This is a genomic window from Halalkalibacter urbisdiaboli, from assembly GCF_002156385.1.
Classification (GTDB): domain Bacteria; phylum Bacillota; class Bacilli; order Bacillales; family Bacillaceae_D; genus Halalkalibacter_A; species Halalkalibacter_A urbisdiaboli.
On sequence record NZ_MVJM01000003.1, the window covers coordinates 104,751 to 124,434 of the forward strand.

Sequence of the window (19,684 nt, forward strand, 5' to 3'; positions counted from 1 at the left end):
AAATGAATTGTCGACCTTGACAGGGTGGAGGTCATTGGTTCGAGCCCAATACGGGTCATTCATAATTCAAAAGCGGAACCCCTTGTTTTACAAGGGGTTCTGCTTTTTTTGTAATTGATAAAGAGCATGAACTTTATTTACTAATGTTCACCTTGTGCACAATTTGTGCTCCTTTAGTATGATAAAGTGTTTTTGTCTGTAAAATAAGCTTTTTCAATTAGTCGATAAAATTCCCGTAAAAGGTTGCGTGGCTCTTTAGGCAATCCAAAACCTGAACAGGTAATTAATTTTTGGTCCTCATAGGCCAATCCCATTCTGCATGTCAATTCATTTTGTTTGTTTTGAAACTCCTGTACTTTTTTGATGACATAAGGTGAAATCGAAAATTGTCTTTTAGATTTTGATGTTTTCAGTTCTTTAAAAATTAACTTACCGGCTATTTTAGCGAGGCTACGTCTTATGAGTAATTTACCTTTATCAAAATCAATGTCATCTATAAGTGGAATGTTGTGTGTCGTGCTAGTTGCAAAGGGTAAAATTTCAAATGATTATTTCTGTATTGTCCAAACAGTCACATATGCTTATATTGCTTATGGATATGGACTTTGTTTTATCTCATAGTAAAAAAAACGTGACAAAGAATTATGTGTAGGTACCAAAATGAACTATGTGCCCGCTTATATTCGATTGCGCTGGCTATCTAAATTAACCTGGTAAGTACAGTACATCTAGAAGTTTAAAGTAATAACTTTATTGAAATTATTGGAAAATTGTTTAGATATTTTTTTTATGCTAAAGTATTGATAATTATTGGGTAGAGGACGGTGAAGTATGCGTTACCAATATGAGCTAATAGATTATCAAGTTGATTTACCAATTAACATTTTCACACATACAGTAGAAAGTTTCCCTTATCATTGGCACGAAGCCACTGAAATCCTTTTCGTGCTCGAAGGTGAATTGGAAATCAGGGTTAATCAAGATAACTACCAACTGAGGATGGGTGATCTTTTCCTTGTAAATGGAAATGAACTTCATTTTATCAACTCTATGACAGCTTTGGGGAAAACACAAGTGTTGGCCCTGCAATTTGACAACCGGTATTTTAAGAAACAGGGAATTGATGTTGAACAAAAAAGGTTCTATTTGAACTCAAGAGAAGTTGAAGAAGGGTCTATGTTTATCTTAGATGAAATAAAGTATATCCTAGCCAATATGATGGATCTGGTTTTGAATAGGAAAAACCTTTACCATCTTAAGATAAAGATCATGTTATTAGATCTTGTGGTTATTCTTCTGGAGCATTTTGAAGTACCGACAAAAACAAAGAAAAAGCGAATGGAAGATGATCAGAGACTTATTGAAATACTTCAATATATGAATAGACATTGTATAGAAGCACATATAGGATTACAGGATATTGCAAAAGAATTTTCATTAAATCCAAATTATCTATCCAGATATTTTAAATCAAATGTGGGGGTATCTCTAAAAAAGTATTTAGATAATATGCGCCTAAACAAATCATTGTTTACCTTACGAACAACAGATGAAACAGTTACTGAAATAGCTCTTAAATTTGGTTTCCCAGACAGTAAAGCCTATTACAGAGTCTTCAAGGACGTATTAGGGATAACGCCAATGCAGTATCGAGAACAATATCGACAAGAGCTCGAAAAAGGTATCATAAATGATTATTTGAGCATCAACAGCAAAGAATCTTTCGTAAATCTATTCAAACATCTTGAACGTAAAAATATTAGTGGGGTCCCAATAGATAAAATGGAACCAAAAACGATTGATGTTACCAAATCCTTGAACAAAATTAATCGTTCCTTCACTAAATTAATGACTTTTGGCTTTGCTCCTCATGCCCTGAGAAAGGATTTTCATGAACAATTGAAACAGATTCAGGGCGAAATCGGGTTCGATTACGTTCGATTTCATGGGGCTTTTTCAGACCAGCTCTTAGTATATAACCTGAAATCGGATGGCTCCTATTATTTTAATTTTAATCACATCGATTCCCTTTTGGATAATTTGCTTAATGTCAGTTTAAAGCCTTTTATTGAAATTAGTTTTATGCCAAAAGATTTAGCAAGTACTGCAGATAAGATATTTTGGTGGGAGGCATATGTATCGCCTCCAAAGGAAATGGATCGATGGCTGAAATTACTTGATACTTTTGTTAGACATTTGATTAATCGATATGGACTTCAAGAAGTTAGAACATGGTATTTTGAGTTCTGGAACGAACCGGAAGTCCAATACTTTTGGAGCGGCACAAGACAGGAGTTTTTTACCTTTTATGCTGAGAGTTATAGATGCATTAAATCAATTGATCCTGAAATAAAAATTGGCGGATTTGGTACTATTGACTTTACCGAGCATCAAAATTGGTTAGATGATTTTGATGCTTTTGTGAAAAATGAAAAGGTTAGCGTGGATTTCTTCTCTTTTCATGTTTATAATCTATCAAGAAACCTTATGCCTGAATCAGATCTTTTAAAAACAGTGGGTGATATTGAGGTAACAGGAGACATTATACAGAAACTAGCTGAATCTGGTGGAATCATGCTGGGGGATGAACATAACTTCACAAAATGTATTGATTATATCATTGATAAGAGCAAAGGATTGACATCACTAAATAAAGAACTATGGATAACGGAGTGGAACGCAAATAGCGAAAGCAGGGATTTGGTACACGACACATGTTATATGGGAGCCTTTATCATTAAAAATGTTATTGAAAATAGCGAAAAAGTAAAAGGGATGGGTTTTTGGACATTTACAGACATATTTGATGAGTTTCAATTGGAGCAGCCGTTATTCCATGGAGGATTTGGATTGATGACCTATAATGGAATCAAGAAGGCTGGGTATCATGCATTTTTTTTCTTAAGCAGGCTCGGTGAAAATCTAGTTTTAAAGGAAGAAGATATGATTGTCACAAAAAGAGGCGAAGATTACCAGATCCTAATATTTAATTACAGTCATCCAAATCAATTATACAGAAAATTTGATTATTCACAATTGTCCCCAACTAGCCGTTATAAGGTATTTGAAAATGAACGTATTAAGTCATTTCAACTAACTTTAGAGGGCCTAAATGGTGAGTATATAATCAAGAAGATGTATGTCAACAGGCAGCAGGGTTCTTCATATGATGCTTGGGTAGATATTGGAGCACCAAATGAAATGGACATTGATACAATCAACTATATTAAAGGAAAGGCAGAACCAGGAGTTAAAATACAGCATGAATGTGTACAAAAAAGTTATAGTCTGGAAACATCTTTACAGCCTCATGAAATACAATTGTTTGAGATAAAGCGCCGTTATTAATCAATGTTGAATAGGTTAGACAATCCTTTACATCTAAAAAATGACTAAAAAATTGACATTTCCTTATTATGGAGATGTCAATTTTTTTTAAAAAATAAAAGTCAATAATCGGAATAGCATTTCTTAAATAATGGAATGTATTCGATTGAGTAGGATTGTATATTGGAGGTAACGAGTAGGAAGTACTCTAAAAAAACAATTAATTTTTATATTTTGATAAATAAAAGATGAGAGGGGATAGAAAAGGAATAGGTATAAACTTAGGATCAAGTTTCACTAGATCTGCCAAGGTATTGTGGTGATGGAAGAGTTCATTGATGTACGAAAAAATGGAAACGTTATCTGGTCTCTCTAAATGGGAATATCATTTGATAATGAAAGTAAAAGCAAATAGTTGGAGGGTAACATCATGGTTGAGTACTTTAAAAAAAGAAAAACTAAGAAACAAGAAATAATTCAACGTGTGAGGGAAGATAAGGCTAAGCGCAAAGAAAGAAAGCAGGAAATTGCCGCCTTGCCAGAAGCAGAACGAAAGGCAGAAATTGAAAGCGATAAACTTTTGCGAAAAGAGCAGAAACAACAACGAAAAGAAGAATTGAAATTGTTAAGCCGTAAAGAAAGAAAAGTAGCGAAAAAAGAAGCTAAAATGTACAAAAAAATAAAAAATAGACCAAGACGTATCGCGGGCTGGTCTGTTGTTGCTGCATTTTTACTAACAGTTGGTGTAACTACAGGATCGACAGTTTCAAGCATGGTTGGGAATATAACGGGTAAACATATTACGATTGATACAACAAGTGCAGAAGGTATCAAAGCCAGAGAAGCTGCCGATATTATTTCAGAAGAGATTGCGAATGAAGGATTAGTATTATTAAAAAATGATAATAACTCTCTTCCATTAGTAGATAAAAAAATCAATGTATTTGGTTCTACTGCATTTACTTTTAAATATGGTGGAGGTGGTTCTGGTGCATCAGACCAAACTCGTGCTGTAAATTTATTTGATGCACTGAAAAATGCAGGCATTGAATATAATCAGGACTTATATGACTACTATGCGGGATTGCCAGAATTAGAAGCAGCGACAGGTAAGTCGGATACTGGTTTTGTTCAAGTAATCAGAGGAATGATAAGTAGTGACGAGGCATCTGGTGAACCAGATGTAACGGATGCTGCATTAGCTCAAGCGAAAGAGTTCTCTGAAAATGCGATGATTATTATTCAAAGTGAAGCTGTAGAAGCATCAGATGTAAGTATTAATCAATTAAAGTTATCAGATGAAATGCATGATTTAGTTGGAAAAGTAGCTGAGAACTTTAGTAATGTTACGATTATCGTAAATGCTGGTAATACTTTAGAGTTAGGATTTGTTGAAGAATATCCTAGTATTCAGTCCGTACTTTGGGTTGGAACACCTGGACCATTTGGAACTAATTCACTTGCTAAAGTATTATCAGGAGAATTAAATCCTTCTGGACGTATTACTGATACGTATGTCTATGATGTTGAATCTTCACCAGCAAGTGAGAATTTCGGAGATTATAAGTATGAGGATTTAGATAAAGCTTATATAAATTATGAAGAAGGAATTTATGTAGGATATAGATTCTATGAGACTTATTATCAAGGAAATGAAGAAGGTTACAATCAAACAGTTCAATTTCCTTTCGGTTCTGGTCTAAGTTATACAACATTTGATTGGAATATCGTTAATCAAGAGTTAAACAGTGATTCTATTGAATTGCAAGTAGAAGTAACGAATACAGGTGAAGTAGCTGGTAAAGACGTAGTTCAGGTTTATTATTCTGCTCCTTATACACCAGGTGGAATTGAAAAGTCTGCCATTAACTTAGCTACATTTGCAAAAACGAAATCACTAGTACCAGGAGAGTCTGAAGTATTAACGATTAAGTATGATAAAAGAGACATGGCTTCTTACGATATGGCAAATGAGAACTATATTTTAGAAAAGGGAACATACCAAATTAAACTTGGTAAGAATGTCCATGAAATTGACAGTACACTAAACTTTGAATTACCTGAAGATATTGTGTACCAAACAGATGCTGATACAGGAACAGAATATAAAAATCGTTTTACTCAATCAGAAAACGAATTAACAGTTCTTTCTCGTAACGATTGGGAAGGAACATACCCATCAGATCAAGATGATTCAAAAGTTGCGACAGATAAAGTTATTGAAAGAGTTCAAGGACATGAATTCAATGACGATGTGGAAATGCCTACAACAGGTGCTGATAATGGACTCAAATTAGAAGACTTAAAAGGGTTAGATTATGATGACCCTAAGTGGGATGAATTCTTAGACCAATTAACTGTTGATCAAATGATAGATTATGTATCAGAAGGTGCTTATCACACAGGAGCAATTGATGAACTAGGTATTCCGAAAACAGTTTTAATGGATGGACCTGCTGGTTTTAGCTTTTTCTTTAAGCAATTTGAAGCCGGTGCATACCCAACGGAAATCGTCATGGCATCCACTTGGAATAAAGATTTAGCATACGAGATGGGTGAAGTGATTGGAAAAGAAGCAAAAGCCTACGGGATTCACGGATGGTACGCTCCAGCTCTTAATATTCATCGTACGCCACAAGGTGGAAGAAACTTTGAGTATATGTCAGAAGACCCTGTATTAAACGGCATGATTGGTGCTGGTATGGCGAAAGGTGCAGGGGACCAAGGTGTTACAGTATTCATGAAACACTTTATAATGAATGAGCAAGAAACAAATGCACGCTCTGGGACTCTAGTATGGTCTAATGAACAAGCGATGCGAGAAATTCACCTACGTCCTTTCGAAATGACTGTAAAAGAGGCTGGTGTAACTGGTGCAATGTCTAGTTTCTCTTACATTGATGGAAAATGGGCAAATCCAGAATTATTAAATGGAATTCTAAGAGATGAGTGGGGCTTTGAAGGCGTAGTATCTTCTGATGCGGTGTTTGGATTTATGGAGCCACAAAAAGCTATTACATCTGGTAATGATTTAATGTTAGATGTACTATCAGTTACAAAAAACAAAAAGCGTCTAGAAGAAGCATATAATGAGCATCCAGAAGCGATTACAGTAGGACTTCGAAATAGCATGCATAACTCACTGTATGCAACACTTAAAACGTACCTTTTTAACTAAACGTATTTTGATAGATTGAGAGAAGGCGGTCTACATTCGCCTTCTTACTATTTTTTAAAAAAGAGTGGCGGTGTAGTATGAAATATAAAGATTTAATTAAACAAATGACTCTAGAAGAGAAAGCTTCCCTCATGTCTGGACAAAACTTTTGGAATACCAAGGCAATTGAACGTCTTGGTATTCCTTCCATAATGCTAACCGATGGACCACACGGACTGCGTAAACAAGGTGGGAAGGCCGACCACCTTGGATTAAACAAAAGTTTACCAGCAACTTGTTACCCAACAGCAGCAACGCTAGCAAATAGTTGGGATAAGTCACTTGTATATAACGTAGGACAAGATATTGGTAAGGAAGCTCGCGGTGAAAAAGTAAGTGTCTTACTTGGACCAGGTTTAAATATTAAACGTAATCCACTATGTGGACGTAATTTTGAATATTTCTCTGAAGACCCATACCTAACTGGTGAACTAGCTAGTGAAATGGTAAAGGGAATTCAGTCTAATGGTATTTCAGCTTGCCCTAAGCATTATGCTGTCAATAGTCAGGAACATATGCGAATGACAATTGATGAAATTGTAGATGAACGTTCGCTTCGAGAAATTTATTTAACAGGATTTGAAAAAGTTGTAAAAGAGAGTAATCCGTATACGATGATGTCTTCTTATAATAAGGTAAATGGTGAATTTGCAAATGAAAATCAACATTTAGCTAATGACATTTTGTATTCTGAGTGGGGATTTGACGGTGTTGTTGTAACTGACTGGGGAGGAAATAATGACCGTGTTGCAGGGTTAAAAGCTCATAATCAGTTAGAAATGCCATCTACCAACGGAATTACAGATAAAGAAATTGTTGATGCAATAAATGCAGGAACATTAGATGAATCAATATTAGATAAAGCAGTAAATCAATTGCTTTCTCTAATATATAAAGTACGTTTAGATGATAAAGAATCAGTACAAATAGATTATGAAGAGCATCACAACAAGGCAGTTGAAGCTGCCCGTCAGTCTATGGTAATGCTTAAGAATGAAAATCGTATTCTTCCACTTGAAGCGGGAACAAAAGTAGCGGTTATTGGTGATTTTGCAAAAAATCCAAGATATCAAGGCGCAGGGAGTTCATTAATTAATCCCTATAAATTAAGTAATCCGTTTGATAGTTTACAAAAGTCTTCTTTAAAAATAGCTGGGTACGCACAAGGATTTAAGCGTATGGGAGGAAAAAGCAGTAAACTATTGCAAGAAGCAAAAAGTCTTGCGAAATCTGCTGAAGTAGTACTTTTATTTATTGGTCTTGATGAAAGCAAAGAAGCAGAAGGTGTAGATAGAGAAGATTTAAAACTAGCTCAAAATCAGTTAGAACTTGTTGAATCTTTAGTTAAGGTAAATGAGAATGTTATCGTTGTATTATCTGGTGGTGGCGCTCTTGAATTACCATTTGCAGATAAGGTACAAGGAATTATACACACGTATCTTTCTGGACAAGGTGGGGGTGAAGCTGTCGTTGATATATTGCTTGGCAAATACAATCCAAGTGGTAAATTAAGTGAAACATTCCCAATTCGTTACACTGATGTTCCATCCTCCGTGTACTACCCTGGACATCAAGCAACAAGTGAACATAAAGAAGGACTATTCATTGGTTATAGATATTTTGAAACTGCAAATGTACCAGTGCGTTATCCATTTGGATATGGGCTATCTTATACTACATTTGAATACAATGATATTGTGATAGATGGCTTAACTGTAAGTTTTAATTTGACAAATACAGGTAAAGTTGCTGGAGTAGAAATTGCTCAATTGTATATTGAAAAGGTAGATTCGAAAATTTTCCGTTCTATTAAAGAATTGAAAGGTTTTGATAAAGTCTACTTGGAACCAGGTGAAACGAAGCAAGTGACACTAGTATTAACAAAACGAGATTTCTCTTACTATAATCCTGAAATTAAGGACTGGGAGATTGAATCGGGTAAATACAAGATTCAAATAGGCAGTTCAATTCAAGAGATTCATTTAGAGGAAACTGTTGAGATGGAGGGTGTTACTCCAACTGTATTCTTAAAAACTGAATATCCACACTACGCAATTGCTAACGTGAAGCAAATCCCTGATTCAGAATTTGAAAAAATATTAGGGAGAACACTCCCACCTAAAAATTGGGATCGATATAAAGATTTAGGAATGAATGACACGATTAATCAAGCGCAGTATAAGAACTGGTTAGGAAAATTGCTTTATCATTCTATTATGTTCTTCCACTTTTTCTTTAAAAAGATTGGAAAACCATTAACGGCAAATAACGTGTACTTTGTTATTAACATGCCATTTAGGCAAATTGACCGCTTTACAGGTGGAAAAGTGAGTAAAAAGAATGTTGAGAGATTTTTACGGTGGATTAACCGATAAGATAAAACGGAAAGACTTTACTACTTCACCAAAAGCTAATGTTTTTGGTGAAAGAAGTCTGCGATCAACATTCAATCCATGTTGACTGCTAGCATCACTAAGAAAAGCTGTACTTGTTGAGGTATTGCTTTTCTGAAAGCTTATTCTTACTGTGAGTTTTATTGCTAACATTTTGCTAACGCAATCCAATGGAAAATGGTAAATTCCCGTTGTCTAATAAGATTTGCTATAATAACAAAAAAGCGAGGAGATTATATTCTCCTCACTTCAAATTCCGACTACGTGCCGATTTTGTGCCGAGTCTGTTTGATAAAATAAAATGAACTTTGAAAAGTGAATTCACTAAACGTTGATATAGTGGTTTCTTTGAAACCACATCAAGAACTTTGATTATTAAAATTAATCTAGAAAAATGAGAAAAATTGTCCATTTAGAAGCAGCTACGCAAATTTATTATTCTTCTCAATAACTTTTTCTGTAAATTTTTTATAGTTTTTCGCGTTATAAGTTAATGACAAGACATGCATAATTTACATTTATGTATGTCTTTTTTCGTAAAAAAACAAAAGGTAAAAGTGAATCATAACATCACAACATGTTCTTAATTGTTATTATTTTATGAGGTTATTTTACTAATAAAAATACTAAATTACCATAATAGAACGGTGACGGGTGCTATCATAAAAGTGTTAACGGACTAATCTTATGTAAATAAGAATGATTAATTATTTGACTATTAAACCTGAAACGGTTAAGACTCTCTAGATTATCCCTGAATAAAAGAGAAATAAATATGGAGGTAATTACATACTCAGACTTATGAACAATTAAATCATAAATGGAGGAAAATGGTTATGACAAAACAACAAATTGGAGTAATAGGATTAGCAGTAATGGGGAAAAACCTTGCGTTAAATATTGAGAGTAGAGGTTTTTCGGTTTCTGTATTTAACCGTTCATATGAGAAGACAGAAGAGTTTTTGCAAAATGAAGCGAAGGGAAAAAACTTCATTGGTTTAAAAACGATTCAAGACTTTGTTGATTCATTACAGAAACCACGAAAAATTTTACTGATGGTAAAGGCTGGGGCAGCAACAGATGCTACCATTGATTCATTAAAACCGTTTCTTGAAGAAGGAGACATTTTAATTGATGGTGGGAACACGTTCTTCCAAGATACAATGAGACGAAATGAAGAATTAGATTCATTAGGTTTTCATTTTATTGGAACGGGTGTATCAGGTGGTGAAGAAGGTGCACTTAAAGGCCCTTCGATTATGCCAGGTGGTCAGAAAGAAGCCTACAAGCTTGTTGAACCAATTTTACATGCGATTTCTGCAAAAGTTGGAAGCGATGCGTGTGTAACGTACATTGGTCCTAATGGTGCGGGCCATTACGTAAAAATGGTTCATAACGGCATTGAATATGGTGATATGCAATTAATTTGTGAATCTTATTATATTTTGAAAAATGTGCTTGGTTTAAGTGCAGAGGAACTTCATAATGTTTTCTCTGAATGGAATCAAGGTGAGTTAAATAGCTATTTAATTGAAATTACAGCGGATATTTTTACAAAAGTAGATGAAGAAACAGGGAAGCCACTTGTCGACCTTATTCTTGATACAGCAGGACAAAAAGGAACGGGGAAATGGACGAGTCAAAATGCATTAGACTTAGGTGTCCCACTTCCGATCATTACAGAATCAGTATTTGCACGTTTCCTTTCTGCGATGAAGGAAGAGCGTGTGAAAGCAAGTAAATTATTAACAGGGCCGATACTAGAGTCATTTAAAGGCGACAAAAAAGAGTTTATTGAAGCTGTACGTAAAGCTCTATATTTAAGTAAAATTGTTTCTTATGCTCAAGGTTTTGCGCAAATGCGAGCGGCGTCTGAGGAATACAATTGGGACCTTAATTATGGAGAGATTGCGATGATATTCCGTGGTGGGTGTATTATTAGAGCTCAATTTCTCCAAAAAATTAAAATGGCCTTTGACCAAGACCCTACATTAACAAATCTTCTATTAGATTCATACTTTAAAGAAATCGTTGAAAACTACCAATCAGCGTTACGCCAAGTGACAACGACAGCTATTGTTAACGGGATTCCGGTGCCAGCTTTTACAAGTGCGATCGCTTATTATGATAGTTATCGAAGTGAAACGCTACCTGCAAATCTATTGCAAGCTCAGCGTGATTATTTTGGTGCTCATACATATCAACGTGTCGATAAAGAAGGCGTTTTTCATACAAACTGGATGGAATAGAGTTGAAGGTTGTTTAAGACCTTGAGACATCCTCTTATTTTAAAGGATAAGGACGTATATCTTTCTTTGATAGCTCGGAGAAGCAATGAACTAAAGAAAAGACGCTAATGCATTTCAGGCCTTAGACAAAACGCCATTGAAAAATTCTAGAAGGCGTTTTACGTGAATTTGTTTATTTGTGTTTGGTGCCAGGTTCAAATACATCACGGTCTCGTTAATTGTGAGACCGTGATGTTAAAAAGGAAATGGATGCCCGTTTTATCTCTAAAAAAGCGGACGGGATGGGGACCGACTCCAGCAGGAGGAAGGGCAGGTGGAAATCCACCGGCGGAGCCAGTTAGCTTCACACCCGCCTGCGGAAAGCGTGCCCCCCCACCGGTAGCGGAGTGTTAATCCTTGAGGCAATAATAAAGAAAAGTTTCAAAATAGAGGGTATGAGGGTGATTAGATGAAAACGTTTTTAAACGATGCTTTTTTATTAACTAATTCGACCGCTGAAGAACTATACCATCAAATCATGAAGGATTTACCGATTTTTGACTATCACTGTCATTTAAGTCCAAAAGAGATTTATGAAAATAAGTCTTTCGAGAATATTACACAGCTTTGGCTTACAGGAGATCATTATAAGTGGCGTGCGATGCGAATTCATGGAGTCAAAGAAGCATTAATAACAGGGAATACAAGTGATTGGGAGAAATTTGAGGCATGGGCCGAAACAGTACCGCACCTTTTTGGAAATCCATTATATCATTGGACACATATGGAACTTAGAACATACTTTGGAATCGATAAGCTTTTATCATCGGATACGGCTCTTAAGATTTGGAAAGAATGTAATGAAAAGTTGCAGATGGAGGATTTTAAGCCGCGTCGGTTTATTGAAAGATCGAATGTCTCATTGGTTGGAACAACGGATGACCCTACGGATACGCTTGAATTCCATAAGTTATTAAGAGATGAATCGTTTGATGTTGAAGTCGCACCAACATTCCGTCCTGACCAGGCACTTTATCTTGAAAGAGATAGCTTCAGAGATTGGCTAAAGAAGTTGGAGGCGGTATCCGGCATCAAGATTGATTCTCTTGATGGATTAGTCACAGCATTAAAACAAAGAGTTCATTATTTTGCTGAAAATGGATGTTATTCATCTGACCATGATATTCAACTAATGAATTATAAACGATTATCAAAAGATGAAGTTGAAACGATTTTTACGAAGCGGCTGAATAATGAAGAGCTTACCCATGAAGAGTTGATAGGCTATCGCTCTTATTTACTTGTCGAGCTAGGAAAGATGTATGCTGAAAAAGAATGGGTTATGCAGCTACTATGGGTGCAATAAGAAACAACAATACGTATATGCGTGAATTAATTGGCGCTGACGGTGGCTTTGATTCAATCGGAGACAATCAATTAGCAGAAGGACTATCACGTTTCTTAGATACATTAGACCAAGCAAGATTGTTACCTAGAACGGTGTTGTATAATTTAAATCCACAGGATAATTATGTACTTGCTACGATGGCTGGAAACTTCTTTGAAGAAGGTATACCATGAAAAGTTCAATTTGGCTCTGGATGGTGGTTTAATGACCAATATGATGGAATGCTTAAACAAATGACAGACCTGGCTAACTTAGGTGTCTTAAGTCATTTTATTGGAATGACGACCGATTCGAGAAGCTTGTTATCTTATGTTCGTCATGAGTATTTCAGAAGAATTGTCTGTAATATTATTGGTGAGTGGGTTGAAGAAGGAAAAGTTCCAAATGATAAGAAGATACTAAAGAACATGGTCGAAAATATCGGATTCAATAATGCACAAAAGTATTTTTCAGAGCGTTAAGTGAAATTATTCTAAAGGAGAAGAAACGATGGGTATTCTTCATGATTTATTAAAAGACATTCCAGTTCCAAAAATGGCAAAAGTAAAGCAGTACTTTGATGATACAAAAATAGACGATTTAGAGCAGGCATTGGATGAAAAGTTTCAAGTAGACTCGATCCGCTCAAAAGTAAAGCCGGGCATGGAGATTGCGATTGCTGTTGGCAGTCGAGGGATGGACCGTCTTGTAGAAGTTACTGCAAAAACGGTCCAGTTTCTAAAGGATATGGGGGCGACACCGTTTATTGTCCCAAGTATGGGAAGTCATGGCGGGGCAACGGCGGAAGGACAACGTGAAGTGTTGGCTCACTTAGGTGTAACAGAAGAAAGCGTAAAAGCGGAAATTCGTTCTTCTATGGAGGTCATCAAACTAGGTGAATTAGAAAACGGATTACCCGTCTATATCGACAAATATGCTTCTCTTGCAGATGGAATCGTGGTGATTAACCGGATTAAGCCACACACTGCGTTTAGAGGGCCGGTTGAAAGCGGTATTATGAAAATGATTAGCATTGGGCTTGGTAAGCAAAAAGGGGCAGAAGCAACCCATCAATTAGGATTTAAATATATGGCGGAGAATGTTCCAGCAATGGCTCGAATGATGATGGAAAAAACACCGATTTTATTCGGAGTAGCGACACTTGAAAATGCCTTTGACCGAGTAGCGAGAGTCGAGGTTCTAGCGGCTGAAGAAATCGAAGAAAAAGAGCCAGACCTTCAATCGTTAGCAAAACAGCTTCTCCCTAAACTGTTTTTTGACCAAATTGATGTTCTAGTAATTGACGAGATTGGTAAAAACATCAGTGGTGATGGCATGGACCCGAATATTACTGGCCGTTACCCTACGCCATATGCCAAAGGTGGACCGGATGTGAATAAGATGGTTGTGCTTGATTTAACTTCGCAAACAGAAGGGAACGCAAACGGAGTCGGAACGGCTGATTTTACAACACAGCGGCTTGTTGACAAGATGGATCGTGAAGTCACCTATGCAAATGGGTTAACGTCAACGGTTTGTGCGCCAACGAAAATCGCCACAACATTAGCAAATGATCAAGACGCCATAAAAGCAGCAATCAAAACATGTAATATCCTAGACTTTACAAAAGTGAAAATGGTTCGGATTAAAAATACGCTAGATATTGCCGAAATTGAAGTGTCAGAAGCATTACTCGACCATGTCAACGCACATCCTGATATGGAACAACTAACGGATGTATATGAACTTGATTTTAATGAAAATGGGAATTTAAAAGCTTAGAGATAAACTAGGAATTAACGAGGAGGATGAACGATGTCGGATTTATTTGACTTGAGTGGGAAAACAGCTGTAGCCATTGGGGGAAACAGCGTTTTAGGTTCATGTATTGCAAAAGGACTGACAGACCACGGGGCTAAGGTTGCCATTGTAGGTCGTAATCTTGAAAAGGCAAATCAAGTCGTTCAGGAAATCGAGGCAAAAGGTGGCGTAGCAAAAGCGTTCCAAGCGGATGTGAGTAATCGTGAGTCATTAGAGAATGTTGTCAAAGAAATTGAAGCATGGTCAGGTGGTTTTGACATTCTATTAAATGCATCCGGAAAAAATAGTGCAACACCATTCTTGGAGATTGAAGAAGAAGAATGGGATGATATTATGGATGTCAATTTAAAAGGAATGATGATTACGTGCCAAATCTTTGCGAAGAGAATGATTGAGCTTGGAAAACCAGGAAGCATTATTAATATCTCTTCTGTTTCTTCAACAACGCCACTTTCGAAAGTGTTTACCTATTCTGTATCAAAAGCGGGTGTCAATAACATGACTCAATTTTTAGCAAGAGAGTTTGCTCCACACGGCATTCGTGTAAATGCGATCATCCCTGGGTTCTTCCCAGCAGAGCAAAATCGAAAAATCTTAAGTGAAGAACGAGTGGCATCAATTATGAATCATACACCGATGAATCGTTTCGGAAATCCAGAAGAATTACAAGGTGCGGCAGTTTGGCTTTCATCTGAAAAAGCGTCTAGCTTTGTAACAGGGACACTCATTCGAGTAGATGGCGGCTTTGGAAGTATGACAATCTAATCATAGTGTATCGATTGATAGAGGAAGGAGAAGACAACAATGAATGATGAAAAACTTCATAGCTTAGTTTCAATTCTCCGAGAAATGAAATCAGTAGTCGTTGCTTTTTCTGGTGGAGTAGATAGTACGTTTTTATTAAAAGTAGCGGTCGACACACTAGGACCGGAACATGTATTAGCGGTCACGGCCGATTCTGAAACATATCCTTCGACAGAGCTAAAAGAGGCGATCGAATTAGCGGAACAAATCGGGGCTAAACATAAGGTGATTGAAACATCAGAATTAGCCATTCCAGGTTATACAGAGAATGATAAGAATCGCTGCTATTTTTGTAAAAACAGTTTGTTCGATCACTTGATTCCGGTCATGGAAAAAGAAGGATTCAAAAATATTGTCTATGGCGTGATTGCTGACGATTTAAATGATTTTCGACCTGGAATGAGAGCGGCAAAAGAGAAGGGAATTCGCGGTCCACTTCAGGAGGCAAACTTATTTAAAGATGAAATAAGAGAACTCTCAAGAGAATTCGATTTGCCAACGTGGAATAAGCCTTCCTTTGCCTGTCTATCTTCTCGAATTGCCTATGGTGAAAAAATCACGATTGAGAAATTAACAAAAGTCGAGCAAGCCGAAGCGTATTTAAAATCACTACATATCCGTCAAGTTCGTGTTCGGACACATGATGAAATGGCTCGAATTGAAGTTGAACCAAATGATATGAGTGTTATACTTAAACATCATGAAGAAATCGTTAATGAATTAACGAAATATGGCTATAAATATATTACGTTAGATTTAATTGGATATAAGAGCGGAAGTATGAATAAGGTTCTTTCTTAATTAAACAGACTTTGGAATTTATCCAAAGTCTTTTCTGTGGAAAGAAACGAGATTGGGGGAAATCTAAGCAATGTCAAAAGAATACGTGATGGGACTTGATCTTGGAACGACAAGTGTCAAAGCCGTTGTCTTTGATTTGAACGGGAACGTCGTTGCAGATTCAGAAGAAATGATTACATCTTACTACCCAGAACAAGGCTGGGTTGAGCAAGATGCAGCAGAAATTGAACGATTAGCCGTAACCGTCGTTCGAGGTGCTGTTGAGAAAGCGGCGATTCCAAAAGAAAAACTGATTACGATAGGGTTTTCTTCTGCTATGCATTCTCTTCTTTGTGTGGATGAAGGGGATAAGCCTCTCTCTCGTGCGATGATTTGGGCTGACGGCCGAAGTAGTGGACAAGCGGACCGATTGAATCAACAAGACGGGGCAAACATTTTTCAAAAAACAGGGGTTCCGCTTCATCCAATGGCCCCGTTATCGAAGTTATTATGGATGAAGGAAGAAGGATATGAGCCTTATCAACAGGCACGGTATTTTATATCGATTAAAGAATACCTCCTCTTAAAGTGGTTTGACCAACGTGTCGTTGACTATTCGATGGCAGCAGCGACAGGTCTTTTTAATGCGACGAGCTTAGATTGGGATGATGAATTACTAGATTTGACGGGTGTTAAAAAGGAGCAGCTATCAGACGTTGTGCCACCTACGAAGGTTTTAACAGGGTTAAAGAAAGACATTGCCGAAGAGATGGGAATTACAAGTGAACTACCATTTGTGATGGGCGCAGCAGATGGTCAATTAGCAAATCTAGGAATTGGAGCGATTTCTCCGGGTGAAGTCGCGATTACAGCAGGAACAAGTGGTGCGATTAGACAATTTACTAAGGGCTTTCATGTATCAGAAAAACGTGAAACGTTCTGTTACGCATTTACAGATGAATACTCCATTATTGGAGGTCCAACAAATAATGGTGGGATCGCATTACAATGGTTGAAGGAACTTCTCAATTACGAAGGCAGTTTCACGGATTTTACAAAAGAAGCTGAGAAAACGACTCCAGGTGCAGAGGGGCTTATTTTCCTGCCGTATATTAACGGGGAACGAGCACCTTTATGGAATCAGCACGCAAAAGGGAATTTCTTCGGGATGACAGTGACTCATAAAAAAGAACATTTCGTCCGTGCTGTTTTAGAAGGGATTACGTTTAATCTTTTTCAAATTGGTAAGAGCTTAGAACGTCTAGCAGGTGCACCTGACAAGATTTATGTCAATGGCGGATTAGCTCAGTCAACATTATGGTTACAAATGCTAGCAGATGTATTCGGGAAGAACGTCTATGTTTCTGAAAGTCATCATAGTGCGGCATGGGGCGCTGCTTGGACAGGGTTGGTCGCTCTTGGAAACGTCTCGTCTTTTGAACAAATTAAAGAACATATCCCGATGAATGCGCCAATTTTACCAAATGAGAACAACCATAAAGTATATGAAGAGATTTATCAAAAATATGAGTTGTTAGCAAAAGATATAGCAAAGCATTTTTAAATAGGACTTAAACTAAGGTGAGTGACGATGTATGCTTGAAAACATTCTAAAGCAAGTGCAAACAGGAACGTTAACGATTGAGGATGCGAAGAAACAACTTGCGACATACGAGAACCTAGGGTTTGCCAAGGTTGACCATCATCGAGAAAAACGACAAGGTTTTCCAGAAGTTGTCTATGGTGAAGGAAAAACAAGAGAGCAGATTCTCGCGATTGTCCAAGCGATCCGTTCAAATGGAAACTCCGTACTCGTGACACGGATTTCAGAAGATAAAGCATCACATATTTTAAAGGAGTTTCCGGAATTCACCTATCATGAAATAGCTCAAATTCTCTTTTGGAGAGAGGAACAGTCAACGGTGCCTAAGGAAGGGTATATCGCGATTGTTTGCGCCGGTACATCCGACTTAAAGGTCGCAGAAGAAGCTGCGATTACGGCAGAAGCATTAGGAAGCAATGTGCGACGGTTTTACGATGTAGGCGTCGCAGGAATTCATCGGTTATTTAATCATATTGAAGAAATCCAACAAGCCACGGTCTCTGTTGTCGTCGCAGGAATGGAAGGCGCTCTTCCAAGTGTAGTAGGGGGTCTGGTGAGCCACCCGATTTTGGCCGTCCCAACAAGTGTCGGATATGGGGCCAATTTCAACGGTTTGTCTGCATTATTAACGATGCTAAACTCTTGCGCATCAGGCATTAGTGTCGTCAATATCGATAATGGCTTTGGTGCAGCCTACAATGCGGTACTCATTCATCAATTAGCTCAAAAAGGAGAATGACAACAATGAAAACCTTATATTTCGATTGCTTTTCTGGAATCAGCGGAGATATGGTCATTGGCGCGCTACTTGATGTTGGCGGAGACCCTGTCCTTCTCGAACAAGAACTAAAAAAGCTTTCGATTGAAGAAGAATATGAGATTAAATGGGGCAACGTCGTTAAAAATGGCATTACGAGTACCAAGTTTGATGTCATATTAAAAGATGATGCTGCTGAGAAACATCATCATGACCACGACCACGGCCATGAGCATCATCATGAACATGACCACCACCATCATGGACATGAGCATCATCACAATCACGAACACGAACATCATACTCATTCCCATCATCACAGAGCGTATAAAGATATTGTTGAGATGATCGAGTCTTCTGAACTATCAAGTAAAGTAAAACAAATGTCATTAAGCATCTTTAAAAAAATCGGGGAGGCAGAAGGTCATATACACGGATTGCCTCTAGACAAGGTTCACTTTCACGAAGTTGGGGCCGTTGATTCAATTATCGATATCGTCGGGGCCTCGATTTTAATCGAGCAGTTAGACATTACCAAAATAAAATCATCAGCAATCCCAGTCGGATCAGGTAGAATTCGCATTGACCACGGAATCTATCCCGTTCCAGCCCCTGCAACCTTAGAAATATTAAAAGGTGTTCCGATTGAGCAAAGCGATGTGAGATTTGAACTGACAACGCCAACAGGTGCAGCGATTGTTGCCGTCTTAGCAGAAGAGTTTTCGACCTTCCCCTCAATGGAAGTAAAGGCAATTGGGTATGGCACAGGAACGAAAACATTTAAAGACCGACCCAATGTCCTTCGAGTTGTAGTCGGAATATAGTTAATTTGGAACTGAGAGGAGCAATAGTATGGTTTCTCATCCTCCAAACGAGGAACATATCGACGACCAGATGCTGAAAGTGGAAGTGAATCTTGATGATATCTCTGGGGAATGGCTCGGTTATGTCATGGATCTGCTCTTTGAATGTGGAGCGAATGATGTTTTTTATACACCGATTTATATGAAAAAAAATAGGCCTGGTGTCTTAGTTCAACTATTATGTAACCGAGATAAACTCGAAGCCATTCGCGACATTTTACTTAAAGAAACAACAACACTTGGCATCAGATACTACCCGATCACGGTGTTCAGAGCTGAAAGGGCAGTTCGGAAAGTTGAAACGAAATGGGGCCCTGTTACGGTTAAGGAAGGGTTTTATAACGGACAAGTGGTGCAAAGAGCTCCAGAGTTTGAAGAGTGTAAAAGGATTGCGACCACTTGTAATGTCCCTTTGAAGAACGTATACGAAGAGGTGTGGAGGCAATTGGAGTAGGGGATCAAGAAGAAACAAGGGGAGGTTCCCCCTTGCTATTTTTCATTTGA

Annotated in this window: 12 protein-coding genes and 1 pseudogene; all 13 read left to right on the forward strand. The window is 37.5% G+C overall.

All coding sequences use genetic code 11. The features are described 5' to 3' along the window. Positions 1 to 831 precede the first annotated feature (831 nt). The 13 genes and pseudogenes from B1R93_RS15005 (at position 832) to larC2 (ending at position 19,634) form a co-directional block, all read left to right on the forward strand. Positions 832 to 3,348 carry a GH39 family glycosyl hydrolase gene (locus B1R93_RS15005; RefSeq protein WP_088104786.1) on the forward strand — a complete coding sequence of 839 codons (2,517 nt, stop codon included), beginning with the start codon at positions 832 to 834 and terminating at the stop codon, positions 3,346 to 3,348. A gap of 409 nt (positions 3,349 to 3,757) precedes the next feature. Beyond that, complete coding sequence (locus tag B1R93_RS15010; RefSeq protein WP_088104787.1) at positions 3,758 to 6,505, forward strand: glycoside hydrolase family 3 protein; 2,748 nt, start codon at positions 3,758 to 3,760, stop codon at positions 6,503 to 6,505. Positions 6,506 to 6,582: 77 nt separating this feature from the next. After that, on the forward strand, positions 6,583 to 8,919 hold the full coding sequence (locus tag B1R93_RS15015) for a glycoside hydrolase family 3 C-terminal domain-containing protein (RefSeq protein ID WP_088104788.1): 2,337 nt from the start codon (positions 6,583 to 6,585) through the stop codon (positions 8,917 to 8,919). 854 nt (positions 8,920 to 9,773) lie between these two features. Beyond that, a complete protein-coding gene (gndA, locus tag B1R93_RS15020; RefSeq protein WP_088104789.1) occupies positions 9,774 to 11,186 on the forward strand; it encodes an NADP-dependent phosphogluconate dehydrogenase in 1,413 nt (470 codons plus the stop codon). A 162-nt stretch (positions 11,187 to 11,348) separates the two neighbouring features. Further along, positions 11,349 to 11,579 (forward strand): hypothetical protein, encoded by a 231-nt coding sequence (locus B1R93_RS15025; protein WP_088104790.1) that lies wholly within the window; start codon positions 11,349 to 11,351, stop codon positions 11,577 to 11,579. Positions 11,580 to 11,634: 55 nt separating this feature from the next. Further along, positions 11,635 to 13,034 (forward strand): annotated as a pseudogene (uxaC, locus tag B1R93_RS15030) (glucuronate isomerase). 28 nt (positions 13,035 to 13,062) lie between these two features. Then, positions 13,063 to 14,334: a nickel pincer cofactor-dependent isomerase, group 22 gene (locus B1R93_RS15035; protein ID WP_088104791.1), complete on the forward strand. Its 1,272-nt coding sequence runs from the start codon at positions 13,063 to 13,065 to the stop codon at positions 14,332 to 14,334. 33 nt (positions 14,335 to 14,367) lie between these two features. After that, positions 14,368 to 15,138: an SDR family oxidoreductase gene (locus B1R93_RS15040; RefSeq protein WP_088104792.1), complete on the forward strand. Its 771-nt coding sequence runs from the start codon at positions 14,368 to 14,370 to the stop codon at positions 15,136 to 15,138. Positions 15,139 to 15,177: 39 nt separating this feature from the next. Continuing rightward, complete coding sequence (gene larE / locus B1R93_RS15045; RefSeq protein ID WP_088104793.1) at positions 15,178 to 15,978, forward strand: ATP-dependent sacrificial sulfur transferase LarE; 801 nt, start codon at positions 15,178 to 15,180, stop codon at positions 15,976 to 15,978. A gap of 70 nt (positions 15,979 to 16,048) precedes the next feature. Further along, positions 16,049 to 17,521 carry a gluconokinase gene (locus B1R93_RS15050; protein WP_088104794.1) on the forward strand — a complete coding sequence of 491 codons (1,473 nt, stop codon included), beginning with the start codon at positions 16,049 to 16,051 and terminating at the stop codon, positions 17,519 to 17,521. A gap of 31 nt (positions 17,522 to 17,552) precedes the next feature. Then, positions 17,553 to 18,299: a nickel pincer cofactor biosynthesis protein LarB gene (gene larB, locus B1R93_RS15055; RefSeq protein ID WP_088104795.1), complete on the forward strand. Its 747-nt coding sequence runs from the start codon at positions 17,553 to 17,555 to the stop codon at positions 18,297 to 18,299. Between the two features lie 5 nt (positions 18,300 to 18,304). Further along, a complete protein-coding gene (gene larC, locus B1R93_RS23705; protein WP_088104796.1) occupies positions 18,305 to 19,141 on the forward strand; it encodes a nickel pincer cofactor biosynthesis protein LarC in 837 nt (278 codons plus the stop codon). A gap of 28 nt (positions 19,142 to 19,169) precedes the next feature. Beyond that, a complete protein-coding gene (gene larC2, locus B1R93_RS23710; protein ID WP_088104797.1) occupies positions 19,170 to 19,634 on the forward strand; it encodes a nickel pincer cofactor biosynthesis protein LarC2 in 465 nt (154 codons plus the stop codon). The last annotated feature ends 50 nt before the right edge of the window (positions 19,635 to 19,684 follow it).